The following is a 22,278-nucleotide window of genomic DNA, read 5'->3' on the forward strand; positions in this document are numbered from 1 at the left end:
GAACACCTACCGATCTGATTTACCAGAATCGACAAGTGCTCCTCATTCATTGCGATATGGCTTCAAAGCGTTTTACTGCTTTTGGGCAAGGAAGGCATTGATTTGATTTTTCAATTCTTCTTTAATTTTTTCTACACCTGAAGCCTTCAAATCCTTATTCATCTTCGACAAATTATCATTAACGTCGCCGAAACCGGACAATAAGAATGGAAGATACTTATCCATAACAGTACTGCATTTGGCGATTTCATTTTTTACAGGCTCTTGATCGAATGTAAAACCTGCCAATACATTTTTCTTATAGGTATCCGGCTTAAATTGATATTCATAATAGTGCTGAATCTGCTCCGGCAATCCTGCGGGAATTCGATGGAAATTCGGATTCCAAGTCAACTCGAAGGCAGGGAACGCGTAATTTTTAGCCGGATCGACTCCATCCGGAATCTTCCACTGATTATCTCCTACAGGCTCCCAGTTTGTACCTTCTATGCCGTAAGTAAATAAGTCATTGTTCTCCTGACTGGAGAAAATCCAATCCAGGAACTCCATTGCTCTATCAATTTTTTTAGAAGAAGCAGGTATGGCAATGAAATTCCATGCCTTGCCATCCGTAGATTGTGTTCCAGGTGTCATTTCTTGATTGTTCTTGGAAATCGGCCAGAAACCAAGCTCCGCATTCGGATCAATGGCTTTTGCTCCGTCTTCCGTTCCCTTGAAACCATTTAATGTTGCGTATCCCGCAGCGGCAGGCTTTCCTGTTCCAGTCGCAGCAGTCATGGTATCTGCGGGAATAAATTTGTTAAACCGCTTCGCTTGGTTAAACTGGTTCATCAGATAATTCAGACCGTATTGGGGATTAATGTTCGCCCATTCGGATGCCGGATCTCCATAAGCTGCCACACCCGCGACGGATTTCCCATCATCTGCGATTTGAACGTAAACGAAATTTCTCTTCGGATTTGAGCCGCCGATAAATGGAAATACGTTCCCTTCAAGCTGTTGTGCATTGATATCGGTAAATAGTTTGAAGAATGCAGTGTTGCCATAGTTCCCGAACGGAGTCATGTCTATTTCGTTTTCTTTTACTTTTTCAAGGAAGTTATACAAATCATCATAGCTGCTGATATCCTTCATTCCATACTTGGTCAACAAATCTTTCCGATACCAGACACCTTCCATATCCATGAAAGCGTTTGTAAGCGGAATGGCATAGAGTTTGCCATTGATCTTATTATCATTGATATACTCTTCTGAGAAAGCCTTCTGAAGCCCGGGATATTTGGGGTTGTTAAAGTATTCGCTTAAATCCGCCAATGCGCCGTCTCTGGCGAATTTATCCTTTGACCACGGGTTAAAGAGGTCGATGTCCTCTCCCGATGCGATCCATAATTCATGCTTTGGACCATAGTCGGCAGGCGGTGTAAAGGTAAGATTCAAGGTCGTATTAAGCGTATCCTTCGTCCGTTTCTCAAACTCCTTAATGACGGGATCGACATCGCGATACATCCCGTTTTCGGTCCCGAACAGACGAATATTAAGCGTAACCGGATCCTTTGTTGCGGGCGCTGTACTTTCTGCCGTGTTGCTGGTAGGCGCAGTGCTTTCACTCGGCTTGTTTGATGCCTTGCTGCATCCAGCGATTGACGCAGCAAGCATGGTTGCAGCAAGCGGTAATACAACAAACTTTTTGTTCATTTTTCTTCCTCCCTTTTATTATTCAATCCTATATACTAAACCGCTCTCGCGGGTCTAGCCCTTAACAGCTCCAACTACTAATCCCTTAACAAAGTACTTTTGCAGAAATGGATACACAAATATAATGGGACCTACAGTGACTACGGCAGTAGCCATTTTTGCCGTATTGGTTGGAACGACATAATTAGCAACTGTAATTCCCTGCATTTGATTCAATTGATTGGCAAAGTCTACTTCTCTCAATACCTTCATGATCAGATATTGCAAAGAATACAGATCCTTATCGGAAATAAAAAGAGTGGCTGTAAACCATTCGTTCCAGAAACCGAGTCCATAAAACAATCCGATCGTTGCCATTGCAGGTTTTGCTAGCGGAAGGATGATTTTAAATAAAATATAGATGTCATTCGCACCATCTATTTTGGCGGACTCCGCCAGCGAATCCGGTATTTGCTTGAAGAAGTTCCTTAACAGAAACATATTAAACGGGTTAACCAAGGCCGGTAAAATATAAACCAAGATATTATCGCTTAAACCTAAATACTTAGAGATAAGAAGGTAGGTAGGTATCAAACCTCCGTTAAACAGCATCGTAAAATAGACGAAAAAGGCGATTTTGTTTCTGTGAGTAAACGTTTTCACGGAAATGGCATAAGCCATCGCACTGGTAATGATCAGGCAAAGGATCGTACCCGCAACCGTGAAAATGATCGTTGTCTTGTAAGCACTGAATATGGCGTTATCCTGGAATATGACCTCGTAAGCAAATAACGAGAATTGTTTAGGAATAAGAGCAAAGCCGGTCAATCGTACGGATTTTTCGTCTGATATGGAGCTTGATAAAATAAGGATAAAAGGCACAATACAAAATATTGAAAATAAAGCCATGAAAAGATACGAAAATAGATCTAATGCTTTATTCTCCACGCTGCTTTTCATTTTGTGTTTATCTCCTTCCTTTAAAAAATAGCGGAATCCGAATCATATTTCTTGGCAAGATAATTGGTTATATATACGATGATAAAACCTACAAAGGATTGATAAAGTCCGATCGCAGTAGACATGCTCATGTCATTCATTTGTCTAAGCATTCTAAATACATAAGTGTCAATGACATCAGTCGTATCGTACAAAAATGGGTTGTCGCCTACAATCGCATAAATCATTCCAAGATCCCCGTGGAAGATGCCTCCGATGCCAAATAGGGTCAAAAGCACCGCTGTCGTTTTAAGCTGCGGTAAAGTAATCTTCGTAATACACTGCATACGGCTGGCACCGTCAATTTTGGCTGCTTCATAGATTTCCTGGTCAATGCCCGCTATAGCAGCCAGATAGACAACGGAACCGAAGCCTGCGGTTTTCCATATTTTTAGAACAACCAATATTCCGGCCCATAAGCTCGGGTTGGCATAAAAATTGATTTCCTGTCCTTCCTGAATAAAACCCAACGCTTTTAAAACGGAATTAATTAATCCTACATCTGTCGATAGTAAGGCAAAAACAAACATCGAAACTAGTGTCCAGGATATAAAATTCGGCAAGATGACAAGCGATTGCGTCACCTTCTTAAAATACTTGGAGCTGATTTCCGACAGCACAATGGCAATGAGGATCGAAAAAAACAAACCGGTAATAAGAAACAATAGATTTAAATACAACGTGTTCCAGGTTACAACCAGCCAATCCTTTGAAGTGAAGAAATACTCAAAATTTTTCAGACCGACGAATTTACTTTTAAAAAGCCCTTTCACCGTATTAAAGTCTTGAAAAGCTACGATGATCCCTACCATTGGCAAGTACTTGAAAATCACGAAATATAAGACGCCTGGCAAAACTAATAAATACAAATAGAAATTTTGTTTTACATCTGATAGGAAGCTCTTTTTTCTCTTCTTAACAACGCTGTCCGCTTTATTGCTGCTCAAAGCAACATTCATATTGATCATCCCCCCTATATGCTAAATAAATCTCTCGGCTCGCGTAGTGGTAATACGGAAAGCCTTTCCCCTTCTGACTCTAATATCACCTGCATGAGTCTTCAAGTTCTCGTTTTATCAAAAATACCGCTTTGATGGTTTTTAAACCTGTTCGAAAACACGTTGCAGCGTAACCCGATGCTAATTGAACTCAGGCCGTTTACAAGAAAAAGAACCGGCAGCGTGGATGCTGTCGGTTCTTTTTCTGTTCCGCTTTACCATTCGACGTTTGCTTCTGGACTTTCGTTGTTCTGGATACTCAGTCTATAATTTTCCGGGGTTCTGCCAAAGTGTTTTTTAAATACGGTAAAGAAGTGCTTGCTATTCTCTGGATACCCAACCAATTCGGCGACCCTGCTGACAGGATCATTCGTTTCAATGAGAAGCCTCTGTGCTTCTGACATCCTGCATTGCGTAATATAATCCGACAAGGATATACCCGTTATCTCTTTGAAAATAGACCTGACGTAATTAGGAGACAACTCTACATACTTGGCCACTGTATCCGTTGATAGGTTTATACTATTATAATGCTGTCCGACATAATCTCTAATTTTATTCGCAATCACGGTTTTTACATTTTCTTTAGAATCATTGCTTTTGGTCTCTACAACTTTGAAGCAGAGTGAATAGAGATACGTTTTTATTTCTTCCAACGTTTCGCAGGTTTGGATCTCAGACACCAGTACCTTTATGCTGTATTCTCCATTCTCTATACTCGTCTTGGCGATACCGCTTAGCGTCCTTGTAAGCAACACGGCTAACTGCAGCACCGTTATTTGGATGACATCCGCGCTATATAAAGCAAGCCTTTCAAAAAACTCATTAAGGCTTGCCTCAATTTTTCTTAAATGGCTTTCCTTTATGGCTTCGATCATTCTCTTCTCAATATCATAAGGATATTCCTGGAGATCATTATCATTTCGCTGAGCGATTTCGCCATATTCTATTACTGCTTTTCGGCCGAATATAATTCGATAATTCGAAGCTGCCAGCGCATTTTGAAAGGATTTGCCTATTCCTTCAATCCCTTCTACAATGTCCCCTATTCCCGCAGATACCGAGATCTTCAAATATTTTTCTACTTTGTCTTGCATTTCCTTTACCGTATCGAGCAGGTTATCCAAAAGCTCGTCATTTCTATGATTGACATTTAAAATAATACTGACATAGTCATTTCCGTTATCAACGCCCTCTACCTTAAAGCCTTTTTCCCTGAAAAATTCACATGCAATATTAATAATGGCGAATCTAACCAATCTGACGTCTTTCGACCATTTGCCTGAAAGAACCTTTTCAAGAGAATCCATTTTAAGGACAAGGGTCAAAAAGAACGGAGCGTCCAGACTTACCCCGCACTCCATCCTATACTCTTTGTCGAAGATTTTTTCGTCCAGTTCCCCATTAACTATTTTACTTAATAAGGTCTTCTTCTTATCATTCAATAAACGGTTTGAATCCAGTCTATATTTATGAAGCAATTTTCTGAAGGGGTTATAGATGGTTGATGTAAAAAAGACAGCTAATAGGATCCCCGCAAGCATAAAAATAACGGTTAAAAACAATAATGTCTTTTGCATGGAATAGGCCGACGATAATAGCTTGCTATATTCGCCAATGCCTATAAATATTAAGCCTAAATGCTTTGCTTTCACATAGCTGACCAATGATTCCTTACCATTAATCTTCGTTGTAAAACTGCCTTTTTCATTGTTAGACTGCATGATTTGTTTCGCAAAGCTTTCATTGGCAAGATTTTTATTAATCATAGAAGTGTCATCATGGGATAATACATTACCGTTTTTATACATGATCAATACTTGATTGAGATCTCCGGCACTTCCATTGGTAACCATCTGCTGCAGTATTCTTTGATTTAAATTAATGACTAATGACGATTCAACTTCACCCTTATTTGAAGTGTTTGCAAGAACCAGGGTCAAGAAATTTTCGCTTACATTTTTATTACTTATTACATAATCCACTTTTCTTGTAAAATATTCATTCGAAACGTTATGTTCCTTATTCCTCAGAATACGAATTATATCTTGATCCAAAAAATCCGTTGTTGACTGAATCCCTTCTCCTACCTCAGATATACTGAATAATACCCTGTCAGCCTTTGAATTATAAATATAAATGGAGCCGATAAGCGGATTTGACTTCACATATTGCTTTAATTTCTTTAATACATCTTGATCGGCAAATTTATCTGGTTTATCCACATACAAACCGTAATTAAGATCATTATCCATACTATTATTAAATAACTGATAAAAGTTATAATAGACATTTATAAGCATTGTATCTGCAATATAATAAGATTGCGAAATAAAGTTTTCAGAGGTTTGACTGATTTGCTCTATACTTTTATTACTGTAGGTGCGAAATAAGACAAAGGAAAAAACGGATAATAGAACGATAACAATAATGAAATAGGACGATAAGATTTTTATTAATAAAGTATCCCTTCTAAAGAGGCGTGTTAGCCTTTCCCCCACACGTTCTACTTTCATTTGGCTACCCCCTCATTATATCTATTGGGAGAACGACCCGGGAAACCGATCTTGTAATCCAGTCCCCCAGTTCGCCCTGAACCGTCCTTTCGTCACTTTAGAAATTGAATGCCGTACGCGTGCTCATTAATGTCGAAATGCCCCTGCTCCGCATCCAGAATCAACTCGCCGTTAATACGCAAATTGGTGAAGGTGACACCGTCCACGGTCCGCTCCCGGTCAAATCCGTAAATGCGGTTTTTATGTTCATTTTTTCCGTTATAGGTCACATTCCGGAAATGAATATTCTCAATGCGTTTACCGGCAACAGGGTTATATTTCTCATTCCACACGATACGGATGTCCACAAGCTGGCCTAGTTCAAAATCCTCCACACGGATGTTGTCAAAGGTGACGTTCCGCACCTTGTTATTATCGCCAACATTAATGTTCATGGCCCCCCAATAACCGGGCTGGGGCTCGTGGTGCTCCAAAATATCGATATTGCTGAACTGGATATCCTCGATCAAGTCACCGCCCCGGCGATAGTCTCCATGTCCGCCGATATTCATTGCATGTGCAACGTCGGCCCATAAGACGGAGTCTTTGACGCTTACGCAGCGCGAATCCCCTTTATAATCCCAGCGGCTGCCGTATACGGCAATGCAATCGTCGGACGTCCGCAGGAACACATCCTCAATCTCTATATGCGAACTGGACATCATGTCGATGCCGTCGCACCATCCCCGCGTGCTGAAGGATTTGAAATCGCGGATCCGGATATGCTCGGACTTGCCGATGTAAATGCTGTAATGCGGCGGATCGAGCAGCACGATACCCTCCACCGAAATATGGTGCGAGAACATAATCCTAACGCCCCGAAAGGCGGAGAATCGGTGGAAGTCAGATAAATATATCACACCTCTGCCGCGTATGGTGACATCTTGTACATGATCGCAAACAAGGGAACCGACAACTATAGCGCCGCCGGCAATATAGACGGTTTTACCGGATGGAATGCGGAAGATCGTCTCCTCCAGATAATGCATCCCTGGCCCGAAATAAATCACCTCCGGTGCCGCTCCCCCAGGCAGCGGAAGATTCGCCAAACGTTGAATATCCTCCATTCTGTGAATGGCTGGCTTCAGGAACAACACATTCGGGTCATCCGGTTTCGGCGGATTGTCCTCCGGTGCATTTGCGAAAAGATGCAAATTGCTAAATCGGTCCCCGTTCACTTCAATAGACAGCTTGCACGGTTCTTCCAAGCGGAAGGTAACGGCCGCACCTTCCACTTCGAACGGGATCCGCTTCGAGAGCGGCCGGATGACAGCTTGGTGAATAGGCCCCTTCCGGTTCTCGACCCGTACCTCTACCGGTCCACCACCCATGTCCAAATAAGACATGGAAGCCTGTCTAACATTGTGCATATCCACCTTCGCTTCATACACGAAAAGCGGCTCCCAATTCCCTCCAAGGATGCGGACGCTTACCTCAAAATCATCCCGGCCAACCGCCCCTGCGGGCGCATCCCAAATCTTTAAATAGCTCAAGCGTTGTTCTCCTCCTAGCGTAGGCTCATCATACGTTACCATAAATACAAATCGTTCCCTTTCAGCTTGAAAACAGCCTCGATGAAATAATAATCGCCATAAATAATAGGCGTATGTCGATCCGGATTGTGGTACGCTGCAGAACCATTGATAAGGAGATGATCTACCTCCATCCTCCAGTCGCAGCAAGAAGCATCCAACGTCTTTAATAGTTTCAGAGCGGCGCTTAAGTACAAATCCTTTTCAAGCTCTTGAGCAACCTTTGCAATCTCGATTAGTCCGCAGGCAGCGATGGCAGCCGCCGTTGAATCCTCGTAAGCCGGCTCCTTCGGTTGACGGAAGTCGATTGGGATGATACCGTTTTCAGGAATATTAGCGATAAAATAATGCGCGATTCGTTTCGCCGTATCCAAATACTCCTGTTTACCTGTATGCGTGAAGCTCATCATGAAGCCGTACAGTCCCCAGGACTGGCCGCGAGTCCAAGAGGAACCATCCTCGTAGCCTTGACCGCCGTAGGTGCGTAGGACCGAACCCTCGTATGGATCGAACTCGACGATATGATTGACGGAGCCATCTGCCCGAACAAATGCGGACATTGCTGTATCCGCATGACGCATGGCGATATGCTTGTAACGTGGATCCTCAGTTTCTCCAGAGGCCCAATAGAGCAAGGGAATGTTCAACATACAATCGATGATTGCCCAGCCCCGGGTATCCGTCCCCTCCAGATCATTCCATGCGCGGATAAAGCCCCCGGCGAGATTAAAGCGACCGGCGAGCAAGTTCGCCGCGTGCAGCGCCCGCTTCTTCGATTCCGGGTTCTTCGTTACTCTATAGTTGGCCACGCTGGTCGGGAGCCACATAAATCCGACATCATGATGCAAGCCATAAAAGCTATGGAAGCATTCATCAAGAAGCTCTTCCGATCGAAACGCGATGTCCTTATATTTTTCGTTGCCCGTCTCGTGGTGCATCAGCCACATCATGCCGCCCCAGAAACCGTTCGTCCACCAACTGATGCCATCCGCCGGATCGCTGCCCGGTTTCATATCCGGTCGATGGTCATGCGTACCGTTAATTGTTGTGTAGGGAATTTTATATTGCGATCTTTCGCTCACCACGTCCATTTTGGCCGTGATTTTCGCGATAACATCGCTGACCCACTGTCGATCGCTTGCAAGCAACACACTTCTCTCCTCCTCAAAGCCTTTTCCCTTTCACTTTAATATCACTATCTATGAGTGTTCAAGTTCTCGTTTTATCAAAACGCCGATTTGATGGTTTTTGAACCTGTTCAAAAACACGCTGCAGCGTATCCCGCTGCGATTTGAACTCAAATTTGATCAAAAAGAAAAGAGCAAACGCATTCGTTGCTCTTTTCTCCATTCAAGCCTATGTTTAAATTTCAATGGCAAGGCAGTTGACGTATTCCGTCGGCAGTGACTCCGGCAGCGAAACGACGAGCGCGCCGAACGATTGCTGGAAAGGCACTTCTCCGGCACCGAGCATCCGCACGTTTTTCACCTTCTCTTCCGAGCCGAATGTTCGGATTACGGCAAGACGGTCTTTCGGCACACCCATCTGGAACGCATAGACCGTGCTGCCTTTCTGCGTGAACCGGAAATCCGACGCGGTCCACTCCGCCTTGTCTTCCTTAAAGTGATCAATAACGACGCGGGTGCCGCCTTCGCCCGACACGCGGAACGGCCGGGTGCCATATACCCCCTCCCCGCAGGCTTCAATCCACCGTGCCATTTCCCTCAAGATGTACCTGCATTCATCGTCGATCGTGCCATCGGGCTTCTGCGGAATGTTCAACAGCAGATTGCCGTTCTTGGCAATGATATCTACAAACAACTCGATGACGTGCCCCGGCTTCTTGTAGACGGATTTTACATTATAGAACCAGTCGCCCAGGCAGGTGTCCGTCTGCCACGGTTCCGGTTTGATATCCGGCTCTTGGCTGCGCTCGATATCCATCACGCCGATGCTGTAAATCTCTTTCTTGCGGTCCTTCTGGTTATACACCGCCCTGTTTACGCCGCCGTTAAGCGACGCGCTCGTGTTGTACAAGTGCGCGACTGCGTGCAGCCCCGTCCGGTAATCAGGATGATCAGGATTAAAATCCGATTTGTCCCACGTGTTGACGAACGGCACCACGCCGTCAGAGTACAGAAGATCCGGTTGATACAGGTCGATGACTTCCTTTACAATGTCGAACCAGCGCTGATGCCACCATTGATTCGGCGTATACCACGGGTCCAGATCGTACATTTTCTTGCCCGGGTCGTGATGTTCGCGGTTCGGCAGGTACAGATCTTCGTACTCGGGATCATTGCCGTCATAGGGAATGCCTTTGTACGGTCCTTCCTTGTCCTGCCCTTTGTTCCAATGGAACCAACTGAACGTAGCGCCCAGATGTTCGGTCAGGCCGAACGGCAGTCCCCGCTTCACTGCAGCCTGCTTCCATAGCGCGACGATATCCTTTTTCGGTCCCATATTCACGGAATTCCACCGATGGATCTTGGAATCGTAATTGAAAAAGTTGTCGTGATGCATCGCCTGCGCTACGAAGTATTTAGCTCCTGCCGCTGCGTACAAGTCCATCAGCTCTTCGGGATCGAACTTCTCGGCTTTCCACAGCTGCACGATGTCTTTGTAGCCAAATTGCGACGGATGTCCGTAGTGCCGGACATGATAGCGGTACTGTTCCGAGCCTTCGACGTAAAGGTTGCGAGCGTACCAGTCTCCGTACATCGGGACCGATTGAGCGCCCCAGTGCGACCAGATGCCAAGCTTGGCGTCCCGGAACCAATCCGGGCATTCGAACGTCCGCAATGAATCAAAGGTTGGTTCATAGGGACCCTTAGCAATTTCTGTATTCAGCAAATGAAAAACCTCCTAATTGGTTGTCTCGGCATGATCTCCGTTACTTTGCCATTTTGTCGTACGCGTTCTGATAAATTTCCAGATAGCGTTTCAGTTTTAAGCCATCGAAGCCCTTCACGTACGCGTTCCACTCATTGTCCGTAAGCTTTTTCGATCCGGATATGAACTGCGCCATATTCGAGCGGATATAGTCATTGATTTGCGGCTTCAATTGGTTAACTTCCTTGGCGTCCGCCGTTTCCATGAAGATACCGAGCGGGAAGGTCTCTTTCGGCTGCTTGTTCTCGTAGTTGTTCTGCGTCTCGAGGAACAGTCTGTACTCATACCCTTCCTGCGTCATCGGATCCTTCGGAGCAACCCAGGATTCGCGGATATCGCGCGTCCGGCGTGTGATGCCCATTTGATCCCACGTGTCATTATTCGTAGTAGAAGAAACCATATCGAAGTACTCAGGCTTAAGATTATACTTAGCCGGCCTGCCTCGGACATCAACGGTTCCTGAAGGCGCCTTCTCCCAGTACTTCCCTTCCAATCCGTATTCGTTCGTGATCGCATGATCCTCAGACCACATGTAATCCGCCATCTTGATCGCCGCAATCTGTTGTTCTTTCGACGCCTTGTTCGTAATGGCGAATTGCCCGTTGCCATACGATTTGTAGTAAGCCGTATACGCAATGCCGTTCGGACCCGTCAGAGGCGGAATGGATACATAATCTTTGTGGCGTGTTTGGTCGGCCGCAAGGCTGAAGTACAGACTTGGAATGCCGCCGGCGATGACGCCTAGCACGTTATCGCCATCCTGGTTGGCTACCTGCGAAAGCGCGTCACCGTTTTGCGTGAACGATTCCTTGTCGATGAGTCCCTCGCTGTACAGCTTGTTCACATATTCGAGGCCTTGTCTCCATTCCGGCTTATCGGCGGAAAGATCAACCTTTCCGTCCTTCATATTGAAGAAGTCCTCATCATTATCATAAATAAACGCGTTCATGAGGAAGTTTGAAGGAACGCCATGCCATGTTCCAATGGCGCCGGAATAGGGAATCTCGTCGGCTTTGCCGTTGCCGTTCGGGTCCCCCGTCTTGAACGCCTTGAGAACGTTATAGAAGTCGTCCGTCGTTTTTGGCATAGGCAATCCAAGCTTGTCTAACCACGCCTTGTTGATCCATGCTTTCTGGGAGTACCAACAATGGAAGCAATCATTCACATGCGGGAGCGCATAAATGTTGCCGTCCGGCGCCGTAATGGCCGTTTTGAGATCGGGATCGTCATCGAACGCTTTTTTGATCTCACTGCCGTATTGGTCGATCAGATCGTTCAGCGGAAGCAGCACGCCCTGCTGGCCGTAATCGATCTGTTCGGACTGCGTGAAATCGCCGGAAAGGAACACGGAAGGGTAATCGCCGCTTGCCATAATCAATTTCTTCTTATCCCCTGCGCTCGCACTCGGCGCCGCATCGAATTTGAATTTGATATTCAGCTTATTCTCGATATACTTGGTAACGGCATTTGTTTTTATATCCTCAATGCGTGGAGATAATGACAGGAATACATCCAGCGTAACCGGACCTTTGCTATCCGGCGCCTGCTCGCCTTCGGCGTTGGCGGCTCCGCCGCTTCCGCTATTTCCGGTATTGTTGTTGCCGCCGCTGCATGCACTCAGGAGCAGGGCGATTATCAACGCGAGACTGACGGCTATTCCGATTTTTCGTCTCTTTTCCAAGATGACTCCTCCTTTTTATTCCTTTACTCCATTTGAATCGTCATTCTGCTATCTTTCGTTTCGTTTTTCCTGCCCGCTTTCGGCCTCACCACCCTTCCTCGCGATTACTACCGGCTACCCTTTGATAGAGCCGATCATGATCCCTTGGACGAAAAACTTCTGAACGAACGGATAGATACAAAGAATAGGGACCGTCGCAACGACGATAAGCGAAAATTTCAAAAGATCGCGCAACCCCTGTCTCGCAGCCATCTGATTGGCGTCCACGAGAGAAGATGCATCAATGCTATTGAGAATAAGGATGTTGCGCAGAATGATCTGAAGCGGATAAAGTTCGGGTGATTTTAAATAGATCAGCGCGTCGAAATAAGCATTCCAGTTGCCTACCGCATAGAACAATATCAGTACGGCCAGGATGGCCTTCGAGAGCGGTAGAACGACTCGCCACAGAAACCCGATATCCGAGCACCCGTCAAGCTCCGCCGCTTCGCCTAGTTCCTTCGGAATGGTAGACTGGAAAAACGTTCGCGCAACGATGACCTGAAAGACAGCTAGCGCTCCGGGCAAAACCATAGCCCACCTTGTATCCAGAATACCTACCGCCTTGACTGTGAGATACGTCGGAATCAGTCCACCGCTGAACAGGATGGTAAAGACGAGAATCATCATGATCAAATTACGCCCCACGAACGTTGACTTAGACAGCGGATAGGCGATTGCCACAGTCATAACAATGTTTATCATTACGCCAAGCACGGTATAGATGAATGAATTGATATAGCCGGTCAGAATGGCCGGATTAGAGAAGATTACCTTATAACCCATCAGACTTAAGTCAACAGGCCACAGCCAGACCCGTCCGCTGACGACAGCCTGCGGCGAACTGAATGAGGAGCTGAGGATGAAAATGAGCGGATAAATAACCACGGCAAGCACGCAGAAGAGAAAGAAGTAGATAAGCCCAAGGAATATCCTGTCGCGGACCGATTCGCGTATTGCGTTTACACGGTTCATGAATATTGTTCCTCCTTTACCACAGACTACTTTCGGAAATGCGTTTGGCAATCGAATTGACGGTAATGAGTAGAGTCAGGTTGATGACGGAGTTGAATAGGTCGATGGCAGACGAGAAGCTGAAGTTCGCTCCAAGCAGACCCATCTTATACACATAAGTGGATATGACTTCCGAAGTGCTGACGTTAAGCGGATTCTGCATCAGGTAAATCTTCTCGAAGCCGACGTTCATAATCTGGCCGACGCTTAGAATCAGCAGGATGATTGCCGCCGGAGCTATGCCCGGCAAATCGACGTGCCGTATCTTCTGCAATCGTGAAGCGCCGTCTACCTTTGCCGCTTCGTACAGCTCCGGATTGATGCCGGCTAGCGCGGCCAGGTAAATGACGGCACCGTATCCGATTCCCTGCCAGACATTGGAGAAGACATAAATACTCTTGAAATAACCCGGCGAGCCCATGAAGTTGATGGAATCGAAACCAAGCCCGCGAACAATGTAATCCACGAAGCCGAGCCGCGGAGAGAGGAAAATAATGATCATGGAGACCATAACGACGGTCGAGATGAAAAAGGGAGCGAAGGTTACCATCTGAACGGTCTTCTTGAACTTCACGAACTTGATCTCATTAAGGGCCAGCGCCAGAATAATCGGAGCAGGAAAGCCGACGGCCAATGAATACAAGCTAATGCCGAGCGTGTTCTTGATCAGCAGCCAGAAGTTCGGCGATTGAAAGAATGATTGAAAGTGCTTGAGTCCTACAAATTCACTTCCCGTAAATCCCTTAATGACGCTGTAATCCCGAAACGCAATTTGCGCGCCGTACATGGGAATGTACTTAAAGATCACAATATAAGCCATTGGAGCAATAATGAGCAGGTACAGCTGCCAATGCCGCTTGATCCCTTTCCACATCCGCCTGGCGGACGGCAATCCGCTTCTCTTGTACTTGCCGCGCGCATCCATAACACGAGTTGTTTCCATTTACCCGACCACGCCCTTTCCTTGCGGTAGATTCAGCTGACTGGCCTAACGATAGCGAACTCAGGCCGAGACCGTCAACGGACAGAAATCTACTGCCGAGCAAATTTCTTAAAACGCTTACACGCCTGTACATTTAAGGAGCCGCTCATCTTTCGCATACCGGTCAATATTCTTCAAAACAAAAAAAAGCCTTGATCCAGAAGGATTTTCTGAACCAAGGCTTGTACTTATTTTTGTTTAAAGGCATCGTAAGCGTTCTGATGGATCTCCATGTACCGGTCGAGTTTCAACTGCTTCAGTCCGACCACATAATCTTCCCAATCGGCAACCGTATCCTTCACGCCCGTAATGAACTGAACCAGGTTTGTTTGAATATATTCATCGATTGGAACCTTCAGTCGGGCAGCTTCCTCGGCGGCGGAGGTATTCATAAAGATATAGTCCGGATAGACCTCATTCGGTTCCTTGTCCGCATAATTCCGCAGCGTCTCCTCATAAAGCCGATGCTCATAGTCTACGAACGAACCTGGACTCTCCGTCACGGCCCACGACTCCCGCAGGTCCCGATCCCGATAGAGCAGGCCCATCTGAGCCCAGACGTCGTTCTGTGCGGACGAACTGGGAAATTCGGGATCGAGCCAATATTTTGCGGGCCTTCCGTGCTCGTCGTATTCCCCCGGCCGTCCTTTCCGCCACCACTTGTTCTCTGGCCCCCACTCGTTGCGGATAGTCGCCTCTTCCGTCATGAGGAAGTCGGCCAAGCGTAGAGCGGCAGCCGCATCGGCAGCCGTTGCTTTATCGGTGACGGCAAAGGCCGCGCGGTCGAATGAGCTGAAGTATCCGGCAGTCTGATAACCGGAAGGACCGATCAAGGGCGGGACAGCCTCATAATTGCCGCTCCGGTTGCGGGTGTTGCTATCGAATACCATCCGGGCATATCCCGTCGTGACCGCGCCTAGCACATTATCTTTGCGAGATGCCGTCTCCACTAGCCCGTCAAGGGATTGGGTGAACACTTCCGGGTCGATCAATCCCTCGCGGAACAGCTTGTGGATATAGGCAAGCCCTTCCCGCCATTCCGGCTGGATGGCAGCCATTCCGACAGTGCCGTCACGCACAAAGAAGTAATTGGTGTCTGTGTTATAAATAAAGGCGCTCATCAAAAATCCCGTGATTTCCGTATGCCAGCTGTTCATGGCTCCGCTGAGCGGAATCTCGTCCTGGAGCCCGTTTCCATTCGGATCCTTCAACTTGAAGGCGCGAAGCACCTGGTAGAGCTCCTCCGTCGTCCTTGGCATTTCCAGGTTCAGCTTATTCAGCCACGACGTATTGATCCACAGCTTTTGCGCATACCAGCAATGGAAGCATTCATTTACTGACGGAAGCGCGTAAATATTTCCGTCGGGAGTCGTAATCGACTTCTTTAAATCCGGATTTTGGCGGAAAATCTCCTTCAGACGATCGCCATATTGTTCAATTAACCCGTTCAGCGGACGAAGGATCCCCCTTTGTCCATATCGCACCTGTTCATCGGGTGTAAGACTGCCGTCGAGAATGACCGCTGGGTAGTCCCCGCTTGCAAACAACATGTCTTCCGCATTGTCCAGTTCGCTCTCTTTGGCAATGACGAACTGGAGATCTATGCCGAGCTTTTGTTCCACATATTTCGTGAACCAATTATTATTCAATTCCTCTTTCGTAAGGTCGGAGCCCACCAGTACCTCAAGCTTCACGCGCTTGTCGGCGATAGGGAATTCGCCTGGCTTACGGATGACCGTCTCCGTGCCGCGATTCAGGGATCCGCCGGCCGGAAGGCCTCTCTCATAGATGATCCATAACATAAAGCTTATCAGCGCGATCGCAGCGGTAATCGCCAAGGATGATAATACAATCGTTCGACTTCTGATCACTATGTCCACCTCCGGCAATCGAGCTCCTATTCTTGCATTCGACTGCGATAATCCTGCGGCGGCAGTCCCTCCATCTTTCGGAACACGCGGCGGAAGGTCGCTGAATTGGGGTATCCCACTTTCTCGCCCACCTCCTGGATCGGAACCTCGCTGTGGATAAGCAGCTCCTTCGCTTTCCCAATCCTTATGGAAGCCAGGAAGTCCAGGAAATTTTCGCCGAATGTTTCTTTGTATAATCTGCTTAGGTATTTGGAATTGACAGAAAATCGATCACTCAGGAAATCGAGCGACAAATTCGGGTTTGCGTACTCGTTCTCTATGCACTCCTTGATGTCCTGCAATAAGGTATAGTAGGCTCGCGGCGAGCGCAATTCCTGCAGCTGTCTGCTGCATTCGTCCAGCACCGCGAACAGCGTCTGGCTCAGTTCGTTCAGCGTATCGAATGTCTCCATCTTGACGCGAACGTCTTCGAGGGCCTGCCTGACAATCTGGTTTTCCTCCTTGGACCCGTTCGAGTGATGAAGGCCCAAGTAGGCAAACAAATAATCTAATAGTTTGACGATCTCGGCTTTCCTAGGTTTATCCGCGCGAATATTGTTGAAGAGCTTCCAATATAGAGTCTTCCACTGCTCCTCCCCAAGGCGAAAGGCGGACGAGATCTCGTGAATCACGCGAAGATGCTCATGCTCATTCTTCCGCTGCTGGTGCTCGGCGTCCGAGTAGCGGATGATCCGGTTCGTACCAAGCACGGCCTTGAAATGCAGGATCGAGCAAGCTTCTTCATAGGAAGAACGAATATCTTCAATACGGGATGCCGCACGACCGACTCCAATGGTAACGGTGAACTTGAGATTTTTGGCAATCCAGTCGACTATCGATTCATAGACGGAAGTGAGGTCCTTCTGTTCATTCTGGAAAATAAAAGCGGATAAATGGGTAGGAGATGTCCATTCCAGCCAGACGGATGTATCCGGCTGCTGAATCATTTCGTTAACAACACTGCTGACGACGAATTTGAATAGCGAGCGGTCCCGGCCGCTGTATGTAAAGAATGCCTGCTCCGCATTGTCGACCTCGATCACGATCGCCTTCAACGTATGGAATGTCGGCAATTGCAAGTCCTCGAAAGGAGTCTCCGACAGTTCTCCATTCTCGTAATGGCCGTGGATCAGAATGCTGAATGCATGTTTGCGTTTCAGGATGGCCGTCTCGCTGAATTCCCTCTCGACAAGCTTCGACTGTGCAGCAAAATTATTGATAGCGGATTCAATAAAGGCAAACTCATCGAGTGATACGCTGCCTGCTGAGCCGTTTCCGTCGAACAGCGAATGGTTCAGCTTCACCACCAGCTCTTCAAGAGGCTTATAGTTCGCTCGTGTAATATAGATGGTGAGTATAAGGCCGCCGACAAACACAAGTACACCGACTGCAATCCAAACGCTGGAGAATGCAGATGTTGACCGGGCCAGTAGTCCGCTGTTCATCCCGCTTTCTACAGTCCAGCCGGTGTAATCGGACGTTAAGCTGGCCATTACTTTGCGGTCCGGTTCCAAATTACCGATATAAATCGGTTGCCGGTTCCGGCCAAAAATATTCACGTAAGTGTTAGATTCGTCGTAAAGAGAGGATACGGTTGTCCGGATAGAAGAAGTATCGATATTCACCACGATAATCCCTTTCGAACCGGAGCTAACTGGAACCTCATGAACGAGGCTGACGACACGCTTTGTGTTCTGGAAAGAGAGTTCGCGATACTCCCGTACATCGGTCCAAAGAGGTCCGTTATGGAAACCGGAAACGGACCGAGCGAACGCCCGGTCTTCGAATATATCGATATTTTTCCGCATATTTCCCGAAAGAATGGTTCCGTCGCTGTATCGGTACAAATAGAAGGAATCGATCAACGGCACTTCCCGCTTCAATTCGTTGAGACGCTCCAGAACCTCATAGTTTAAATAAACGCTGCCGGTTCCGCTGTCTTCGAAATAACTGGCCAGCACTTTGCTGTTCAGAAGCTCGCGGATCACCATATGATCCACCGTTTTCAAGGAAACATTGACCGACTGCAGCAGTTGGGCTGTGAATACCTCGCTGGACTCTTTCGCATTCTTTCGGTTCTGGTCCACGATTACCCGAAGAAAAACGAAAAGCAAAAAGGAAAAAACGATCAGAAAGAGCGGGATGTATGACCAGATCATCTTTCGAAGCCAAATCTTACTCATTAGCCTCCTCCTCTAACAAGCTCGGTCTATCCCGTTAATCGGATAATGTAAATTCGACGGTAACGTCTATACCGGAATTCAGCGATAGGTGAAGATGTTTGCCAGATCCCCCTTCAAGAGCCGCTGCTTCTCTTCCGTTGACTGTGGCTTTTGTCCAAGGGATGCCCAATTTTAATTTGATTTCATTGGAATTAACAATGGAATTCAAGGTAACGCTCACCGTTTGGGATAAGAGATCCCATGTTAAAGCGCGGACCTCCACCCGGGTTCTTGCCATCAATCCATAAATGGAACCCGAATGCCATTCGGAGGGCAGTGCCGGAAGAACCTCAATTTCACCGGTGTTGGAGAATAGCAGCGCTTCATTAACGGCTCCCATAGTACCGAATAAGGTATCTGTGCAATAAGTATCGCATCTTCTGTTTGTATCATGGTCCGTCATCAGCGATGCGTAATAACCGGAATCCGTCATCATCGGCAGAAGGGCAGCGGATACTTCGTTGCCGTCCTTTAATCTCGCAGAGACCAGCGCCTTGTGCATCCAGCCGTGCCCCGCCGTGGCATCCGACGTATTGTATTTGTTTCTGTTCTCCACCGCGGTAATGGCGGCTTTCGTGAGCTCCGCATCGTTCTGCGTCTCGTATGCTGGCCATGCCGGGTAGAGATGGCTCAAATGGCGGTGGTTGTTGTTCTCGGTATATTCATTCATCGCCCATTCGCGCAAAGCGCCGTCCTTGTCCACCTTGTAGTCCGGCAGCAGTCCCAGCAAAGACTCCCATCGTTCGACCGCTGCTTCGTATCCTTCGCGCATGACCGCTCGTTCCACGGTTATGACCATATGCAGTCCGTCCCTCGCTGCCGAAATATCCATGGTGGCATTGGCCGTAAGCGTGCTGTTGTAACCAATCGGGTTATTCTCCGGCGAATAGGTAGGGATGAGCAAATATTTCTCGCCTGGATTTAGCACCGATTTGCCTTGCTCATAGCACGCTTTGCCGTTTACATCGGTATAGTACTCCGGCGTACATAACTGCTCCCAGAAATTAGCCTGCTTGGTCAACAGCGGAAGCAAAATATCTTTTTCCAAATCCAGATATCCATTTTCGAGCAGCTTTTCGAATTCTCCATCCGTCAGCCCCCCGTCTTTTACGCTGAGAATAGGCTTCAGTTCATGGATTCTCATGTAATCGTTGATCGGGATCTGTTGATTTCCATAGCACTGCCAATATTCGAAGATGGGAAGCAGACACCAGCTTGCTCCCGCATTCCAATATTGAAACGGGTAGTCATTGTCGTATTCCACGTGCATCCCACGGTCGATGTCCGAGTTGACCGACACCTGAAGCGCATCATGCATCCCGTAGGCCATTCGCGCATTGTATTCAAAATCGGGCGTATTTCGCAAAAAGAAAGTGATATATCCAAGCTGGGCATGCGTCATATGGCCTGTAATCATGGGAGAGACCTGCAAATTCACGTTGGCGTCGAGGGTATAAATAGCGCGCCAGCCCGGATTCCACTCTCCGGTCCACATGCCATACAATCGCGGCGCGCTTGAGCCGCTGCAGCAAATCAAGGCATATCGCCCCTGGTTGTACACCTGTTCCATAAAAGCATGATTGATCCTCGATTTGGATGCCTTCTGCGCGTTGATCAGCGTTACATTGTCTGCGAGCTTGCCGTCATCGTCGCCTGCCAAAGAAAAACGTACGGCGTTAAATTCCGCGGCATGCTTTAGCGCATGAGGCGCAAGGGCCGCATTGTAATCAAATTTGCCGGAAACGTCCTTATATTTTTCAGCGACGGCATTCGTATTCTTAAGCAGACCGTCAACGATCGGGTATCGCGTCAAGCTTTCAAAATCATCGATTTTGCCCATATCAAATGTTCGGTTCGATTGCGTGATTAAATAGACGGCTTCGGCATCGATCACTTGAATCGCCGGATTCCGTTCCTCTCCGACATTCATCGGTTCATTCGTGTCCGCGAGCAGCACTCTCTTCTGAGTTCCGTTAACGACCACAACCCGGGTCAGGCCCGCGTATCCTCCATCGATCAACTCGCTGCCCGGGTAGGACGGATAATGGGCAACCTGCGCGATATAGTTCGCATTCGGGTCAACCAGCTTCTTGTATTGGAGCGCCGTCAGCTCGGACACCCCGTCCCGCGCTTTGTACATGCCCGAAATGTCATCGATGGAAATGATCATGTTGATTTTGGCACCGGCGGAAGATTGCGCGATCTTCGTAATCGATACGTTGTCTTCCCTGGACGTAAAGGAGGTTCGGATCCACTCGCCGCATTCATCGGAATAACGGACGCCGGTCTCCGCCGTCTCATAGTTCGTCCATCTTTCATAGCCGGACACGGTTCCCTTGTTCTTGGCGTTTAATCTGAGCTGGTGTCCCGGATGATAGCTGTACAAAAAGGTTCTTTTCCTGGTTGACCCGTCCGGAAAAGTAATCTTCCATTGATCGTTAAGATGAAAAACATTCCTCCTGGCCTCGGCTAGCTGTCCCGTCAGTTCTTCCGGAATCGCTCTCGGATCGCCGGACGGATAGTTGAACCACATATATTGAAAAATAAAGGTATCCTCATACGGCGATCCCGACGTGACGTACCCGTTCTCGCCGTTTCCGCTAACCATCCCGTCTCGCCACGCCCGACCGGGATTGGAAGCTGGAATCTCGGTATAGGCGCCGGCGTAATTTCCTTTGTCGTACAGGCGTACAGAGTTCGAATCTTTCTTCATGCTATTACTCTCCTTCACCTCGTTTGACCTTTATTATAACGACCGCCTCATATAAAGCGGCATTCACTAGAACGACAGATCCTCGCTCTAAATGTCGCAAATTCACAGATCTGTTATAATGGGAACATAATTGATCTGAGGAGCGAATGGAACATGAATTTACCGCCGATCCACTTGGAAAATACGAATCTGAAGATCACAGTCGGCGGGCTTGCACTGAATGTGCTCTATATCAAGTTGGGCATTTTTTATCGTTCTTTTCCGGAACACCTCCATAGCAAACGAAGCTATGAAATGCATTTTATTCCTCTCGGGCAAGGAACGTTGATTGCAAACGGCCACAGTTATCCGATCATCCCCGGCACCTTGTTTATGACAGGCCCTGATGTCGTCCATGAGCAGATCACGAATCTATCGGATCCTATGTCGGAATACTGTATTTGCTTCGAGCTGCTGGATCACGAGCCTACTCGGGATCGGGAACTTGATATCATGACCGAAACATTCGCGCAAACTCCATTCTGGTTCGGCCAAGATTCGCAAAACTTGATGGCGCTGTTCGAACAGCTTTCATTCGAAACGACTTCCAAGTCCATCGGATATCACCGGTATGTGGGCACCATTCTCGAACAGATTGTCATCAAGCTCATACGGAATTATATGGGGGACCAGACGGCCGTCTCCGTCTCGCCGACACCGCTGCAAACGCCGGACGACAATCGACTGGCCACCATCGAACACGGCTTTCTGTCTCAATATCGCTTCATTACCGTACAAGCGCTTGCGAGCACATTGGGCTTAAGCGTTAGACAAACGGAAAGAACGATCAAACAATTTTACGGCATGACGTTTACCCAAAAGCGTAACATGGCCAGGTTAAGCGCAGCTGCCCATTTTCTTACCACGACGACCATGACAATCAGCCATATCGCAGAAACGGTCGGATATTCGTCTCTAGAGCAATTTTGCTCGGCTTTCAAAATAAACTATGGAATGCCGGCAAGCCGGTATCGCCTATCGCGTTCTGCTCAAATTCCCAAAACGGCTGACTAAAGCGAACATTTTAT

At 47.4% G+C, this 22,278-nt stretch carries 14 protein-coding genes; 1 reads left to right on the plus strand and 13 read right to left on the minus strand.

Annotation, left to right across the window (positions count from 1 at the left end):
- Positions 1-72: 72 nt before the first annotated feature.
- From AC0YNT_RS19270 to AC0YNT_RS19330, 13 genes are all read right to left on the minus strand, one after another.
- Positions 73-1,695: a DUF3502 domain-containing protein gene (locus AC0YNT_RS19270; RefSeq protein ID WP_475806092.1), complete on the minus strand. Its 1,623-nt coding sequence runs from the start codon at positions 1,693-1,695 to the stop codon at positions 73-75.
- A gap of 54 nt (positions 1,696-1,749) precedes the next feature.
- On the minus strand, positions 1,750-2,634 hold the full coding sequence (locus tag AC0YNT_RS19275) for a carbohydrate ABC transporter permease (RefSeq protein ID WP_475806093.1): 885 nt from the start codon (positions 2,632-2,634) through the stop codon (positions 1,750-1,752).
- A gap of 20 nt (positions 2,635-2,654) precedes the next feature.
- Complete coding sequence (locus tag AC0YNT_RS19280) at positions 2,655-3,632, minus strand: ABC transporter permease (RefSeq protein WP_475806094.1); 978 nt, start codon at positions 3,630-3,632, stop codon at positions 2,655-2,657.
- Between the two features lie 254 nt (positions 3,633-3,886).
- Positions 3,887-6,187 carry a helix-turn-helix domain-containing protein gene (locus AC0YNT_RS19285; protein WP_475806095.1) on the minus strand — a complete coding sequence of 767 codons (2,301 nt, stop codon included), beginning with the start codon at positions 6,185-6,187 and terminating at the stop codon, positions 3,887-3,889.
- A 92-nt stretch (positions 6,188-6,279) separates the two neighbouring features.
- Positions 6,280-7,719 carry a glycosyl hydrolase family 28 protein gene (locus tag AC0YNT_RS19290; protein ID WP_475806096.1) on the minus strand — a complete coding sequence of 480 codons (1,440 nt, stop codon included), beginning with the start codon at positions 7,717-7,719 and terminating at the stop codon, positions 6,280-6,282.
- A gap of 35 nt (positions 7,720-7,754) precedes the next feature.
- On the minus strand, positions 7,755-8,849 hold the full coding sequence (locus AC0YNT_RS19295; RefSeq protein ID WP_475806383.1) for a glycoside hydrolase family 88 protein: 1,095 nt from the start codon (positions 8,847-8,849) through the stop codon (positions 7,755-7,757).
- 271 nt (positions 8,850-9,120) lie between these two features.
- Entirely contained in the window at positions 9,121-10,611 is a 1,491-nt protein-coding gene (locus AC0YNT_RS19300; protein WP_475806097.1) for an alpha-L-fucosidase, read from the minus strand.
- Between the two features lie 40 nt (positions 10,612-10,651).
- Positions 10,652-12,331, minus strand: coding sequence for a type 2 periplasmic-binding domain-containing protein (locus AC0YNT_RS19305; protein ID WP_475806098.1), 1,680 nt, complete (start codon positions 12,329-12,331; stop codon positions 10,652-10,654).
- A 114-nt stretch (positions 12,332-12,445) separates the two neighbouring features.
- Positions 12,446-13,345: a carbohydrate ABC transporter permease gene (locus AC0YNT_RS19310; protein ID WP_475806099.1), complete on the minus strand. Its 900-nt coding sequence runs from the start codon at positions 13,343-13,345 to the stop codon at positions 12,446-12,448.
- Positions 13,346-13,361: 16 nt separating this feature from the next.
- Positions 13,362-14,309, minus strand: a complete 948-nt coding sequence (locus AC0YNT_RS19315) for an ABC transporter permease (protein WP_475806384.1) — start codon at positions 14,307-14,309, stop codon at positions 13,362-13,364.
- Positions 14,310-14,554: 245 nt separating this feature from the next.
- A complete protein-coding gene (locus AC0YNT_RS19320; protein ID WP_475806100.1) occupies positions 14,555-16,237 on the minus strand; it encodes a type 2 periplasmic-binding domain-containing protein in 1,683 nt (560 codons plus the stop codon).
- Between the two features lie 26 nt (positions 16,238-16,263).
- The gene (locus tag AC0YNT_RS19325) at positions 16,264-18,459 is read right to left on the minus strand and encodes a helix-turn-helix domain-containing protein (protein WP_475806101.1); all 2,196 of its coding nucleotides are present in this window, start codon (positions 18,457-18,459) and stop codon (positions 16,264-16,266) included.
- Positions 18,460-18,493: 34 nt separating this feature from the next.
- Positions 18,494-21,211 (minus strand): glycosyl hydrolase family 95 catalytic domain-containing protein, encoded by a 2,718-nt coding sequence (locus AC0YNT_RS19330; protein ID WP_475806102.1) that lies wholly within the window; start codon positions 21,209-21,211, stop codon positions 18,494-18,496.
- Positions 21,212-21,364: 153 nt separating this feature from the next.
- Here AC0YNT_RS19330 and AC0YNT_RS19335 point away from each other — a divergent pair, with 153 nt between their 5' ends.
- Positions 21,365-22,264, plus strand: coding sequence for an AraC family transcriptional regulator (locus AC0YNT_RS19335; protein ID WP_475806103.1), 900 nt, complete (start codon positions 21,365-21,367; stop codon positions 22,262-22,264).
- Positions 22,265-22,278: the final 14 nt, after the last annotated feature.

The sequence above is a fragment of the Paenibacillus sp. J22R56 genome, assembly GCF_056269375.1.

Coding starts and splice junctions, on each gene's coding strand:
- AC0YNT_RS19270 (WP_475806092.1), bottom strand. CDS start 1,695: ATGAACAAAAAGTTTGTTGTATTACCGCTTGCTGCAACCATGCTTGCT.
- AC0YNT_RS19275 (WP_475806093.1), bottom strand. CDS start 2,634: ATGAAAAGCAGCGTGGAGAATAAAGCATTAGATCTATTTTCGTATCTT.
- AC0YNT_RS19280 (WP_475806094.1), bottom strand. CDS start 3,632: ATGAATGTTGCTTTGAGCAGCAATAAAGCGGACAGCGTTGTTAAGAAG.
- AC0YNT_RS19285 (WP_475806095.1), bottom strand. CDS start 6,187: ATGAAAGTAGAACGTGTGGGGGAAAGGCTAACACGCCTCTTTAGAAGG.
- AC0YNT_RS19295 (WP_475806383.1), bottom strand. CDS start 8,849: ATGGACGTGGTGAGCGAAAGATCGCAATATAAAATTCCCTACACAACA.
- AC0YNT_RS19310 (WP_475806099.1), bottom strand. CDS start 13,345: ATGAACCGTGTAAACGCAATACGCGAATCGGTCCGCGACAGGATATTC.
- AC0YNT_RS19315 (WP_475806384.1), bottom strand. CDS start 14,309: ATGGATGCGCGCGGCAAGTACAAGAGAAGCGGATTGCCGTCCGCCAGG.
- AC0YNT_RS19325 (WP_475806101.1), bottom strand. CDS start 18,459: ATGAGTAAGATTTGGCTTCGAAAGATGATCTGGTCATACATCCCGCTC.
- AC0YNT_RS19330 (WP_475806102.1), bottom strand. CDS start 21,211: ATGAAGAAAGATTCGAACTCTGTACGCCTGTACGACAAAGGAAATTAC.
- AC0YNT_RS19335 (WP_475806103.1), top strand. CDS start 21,365: ATGAATTTACCGCCGATCCACTTGGAAAATACGAATCTGAAGATCACA.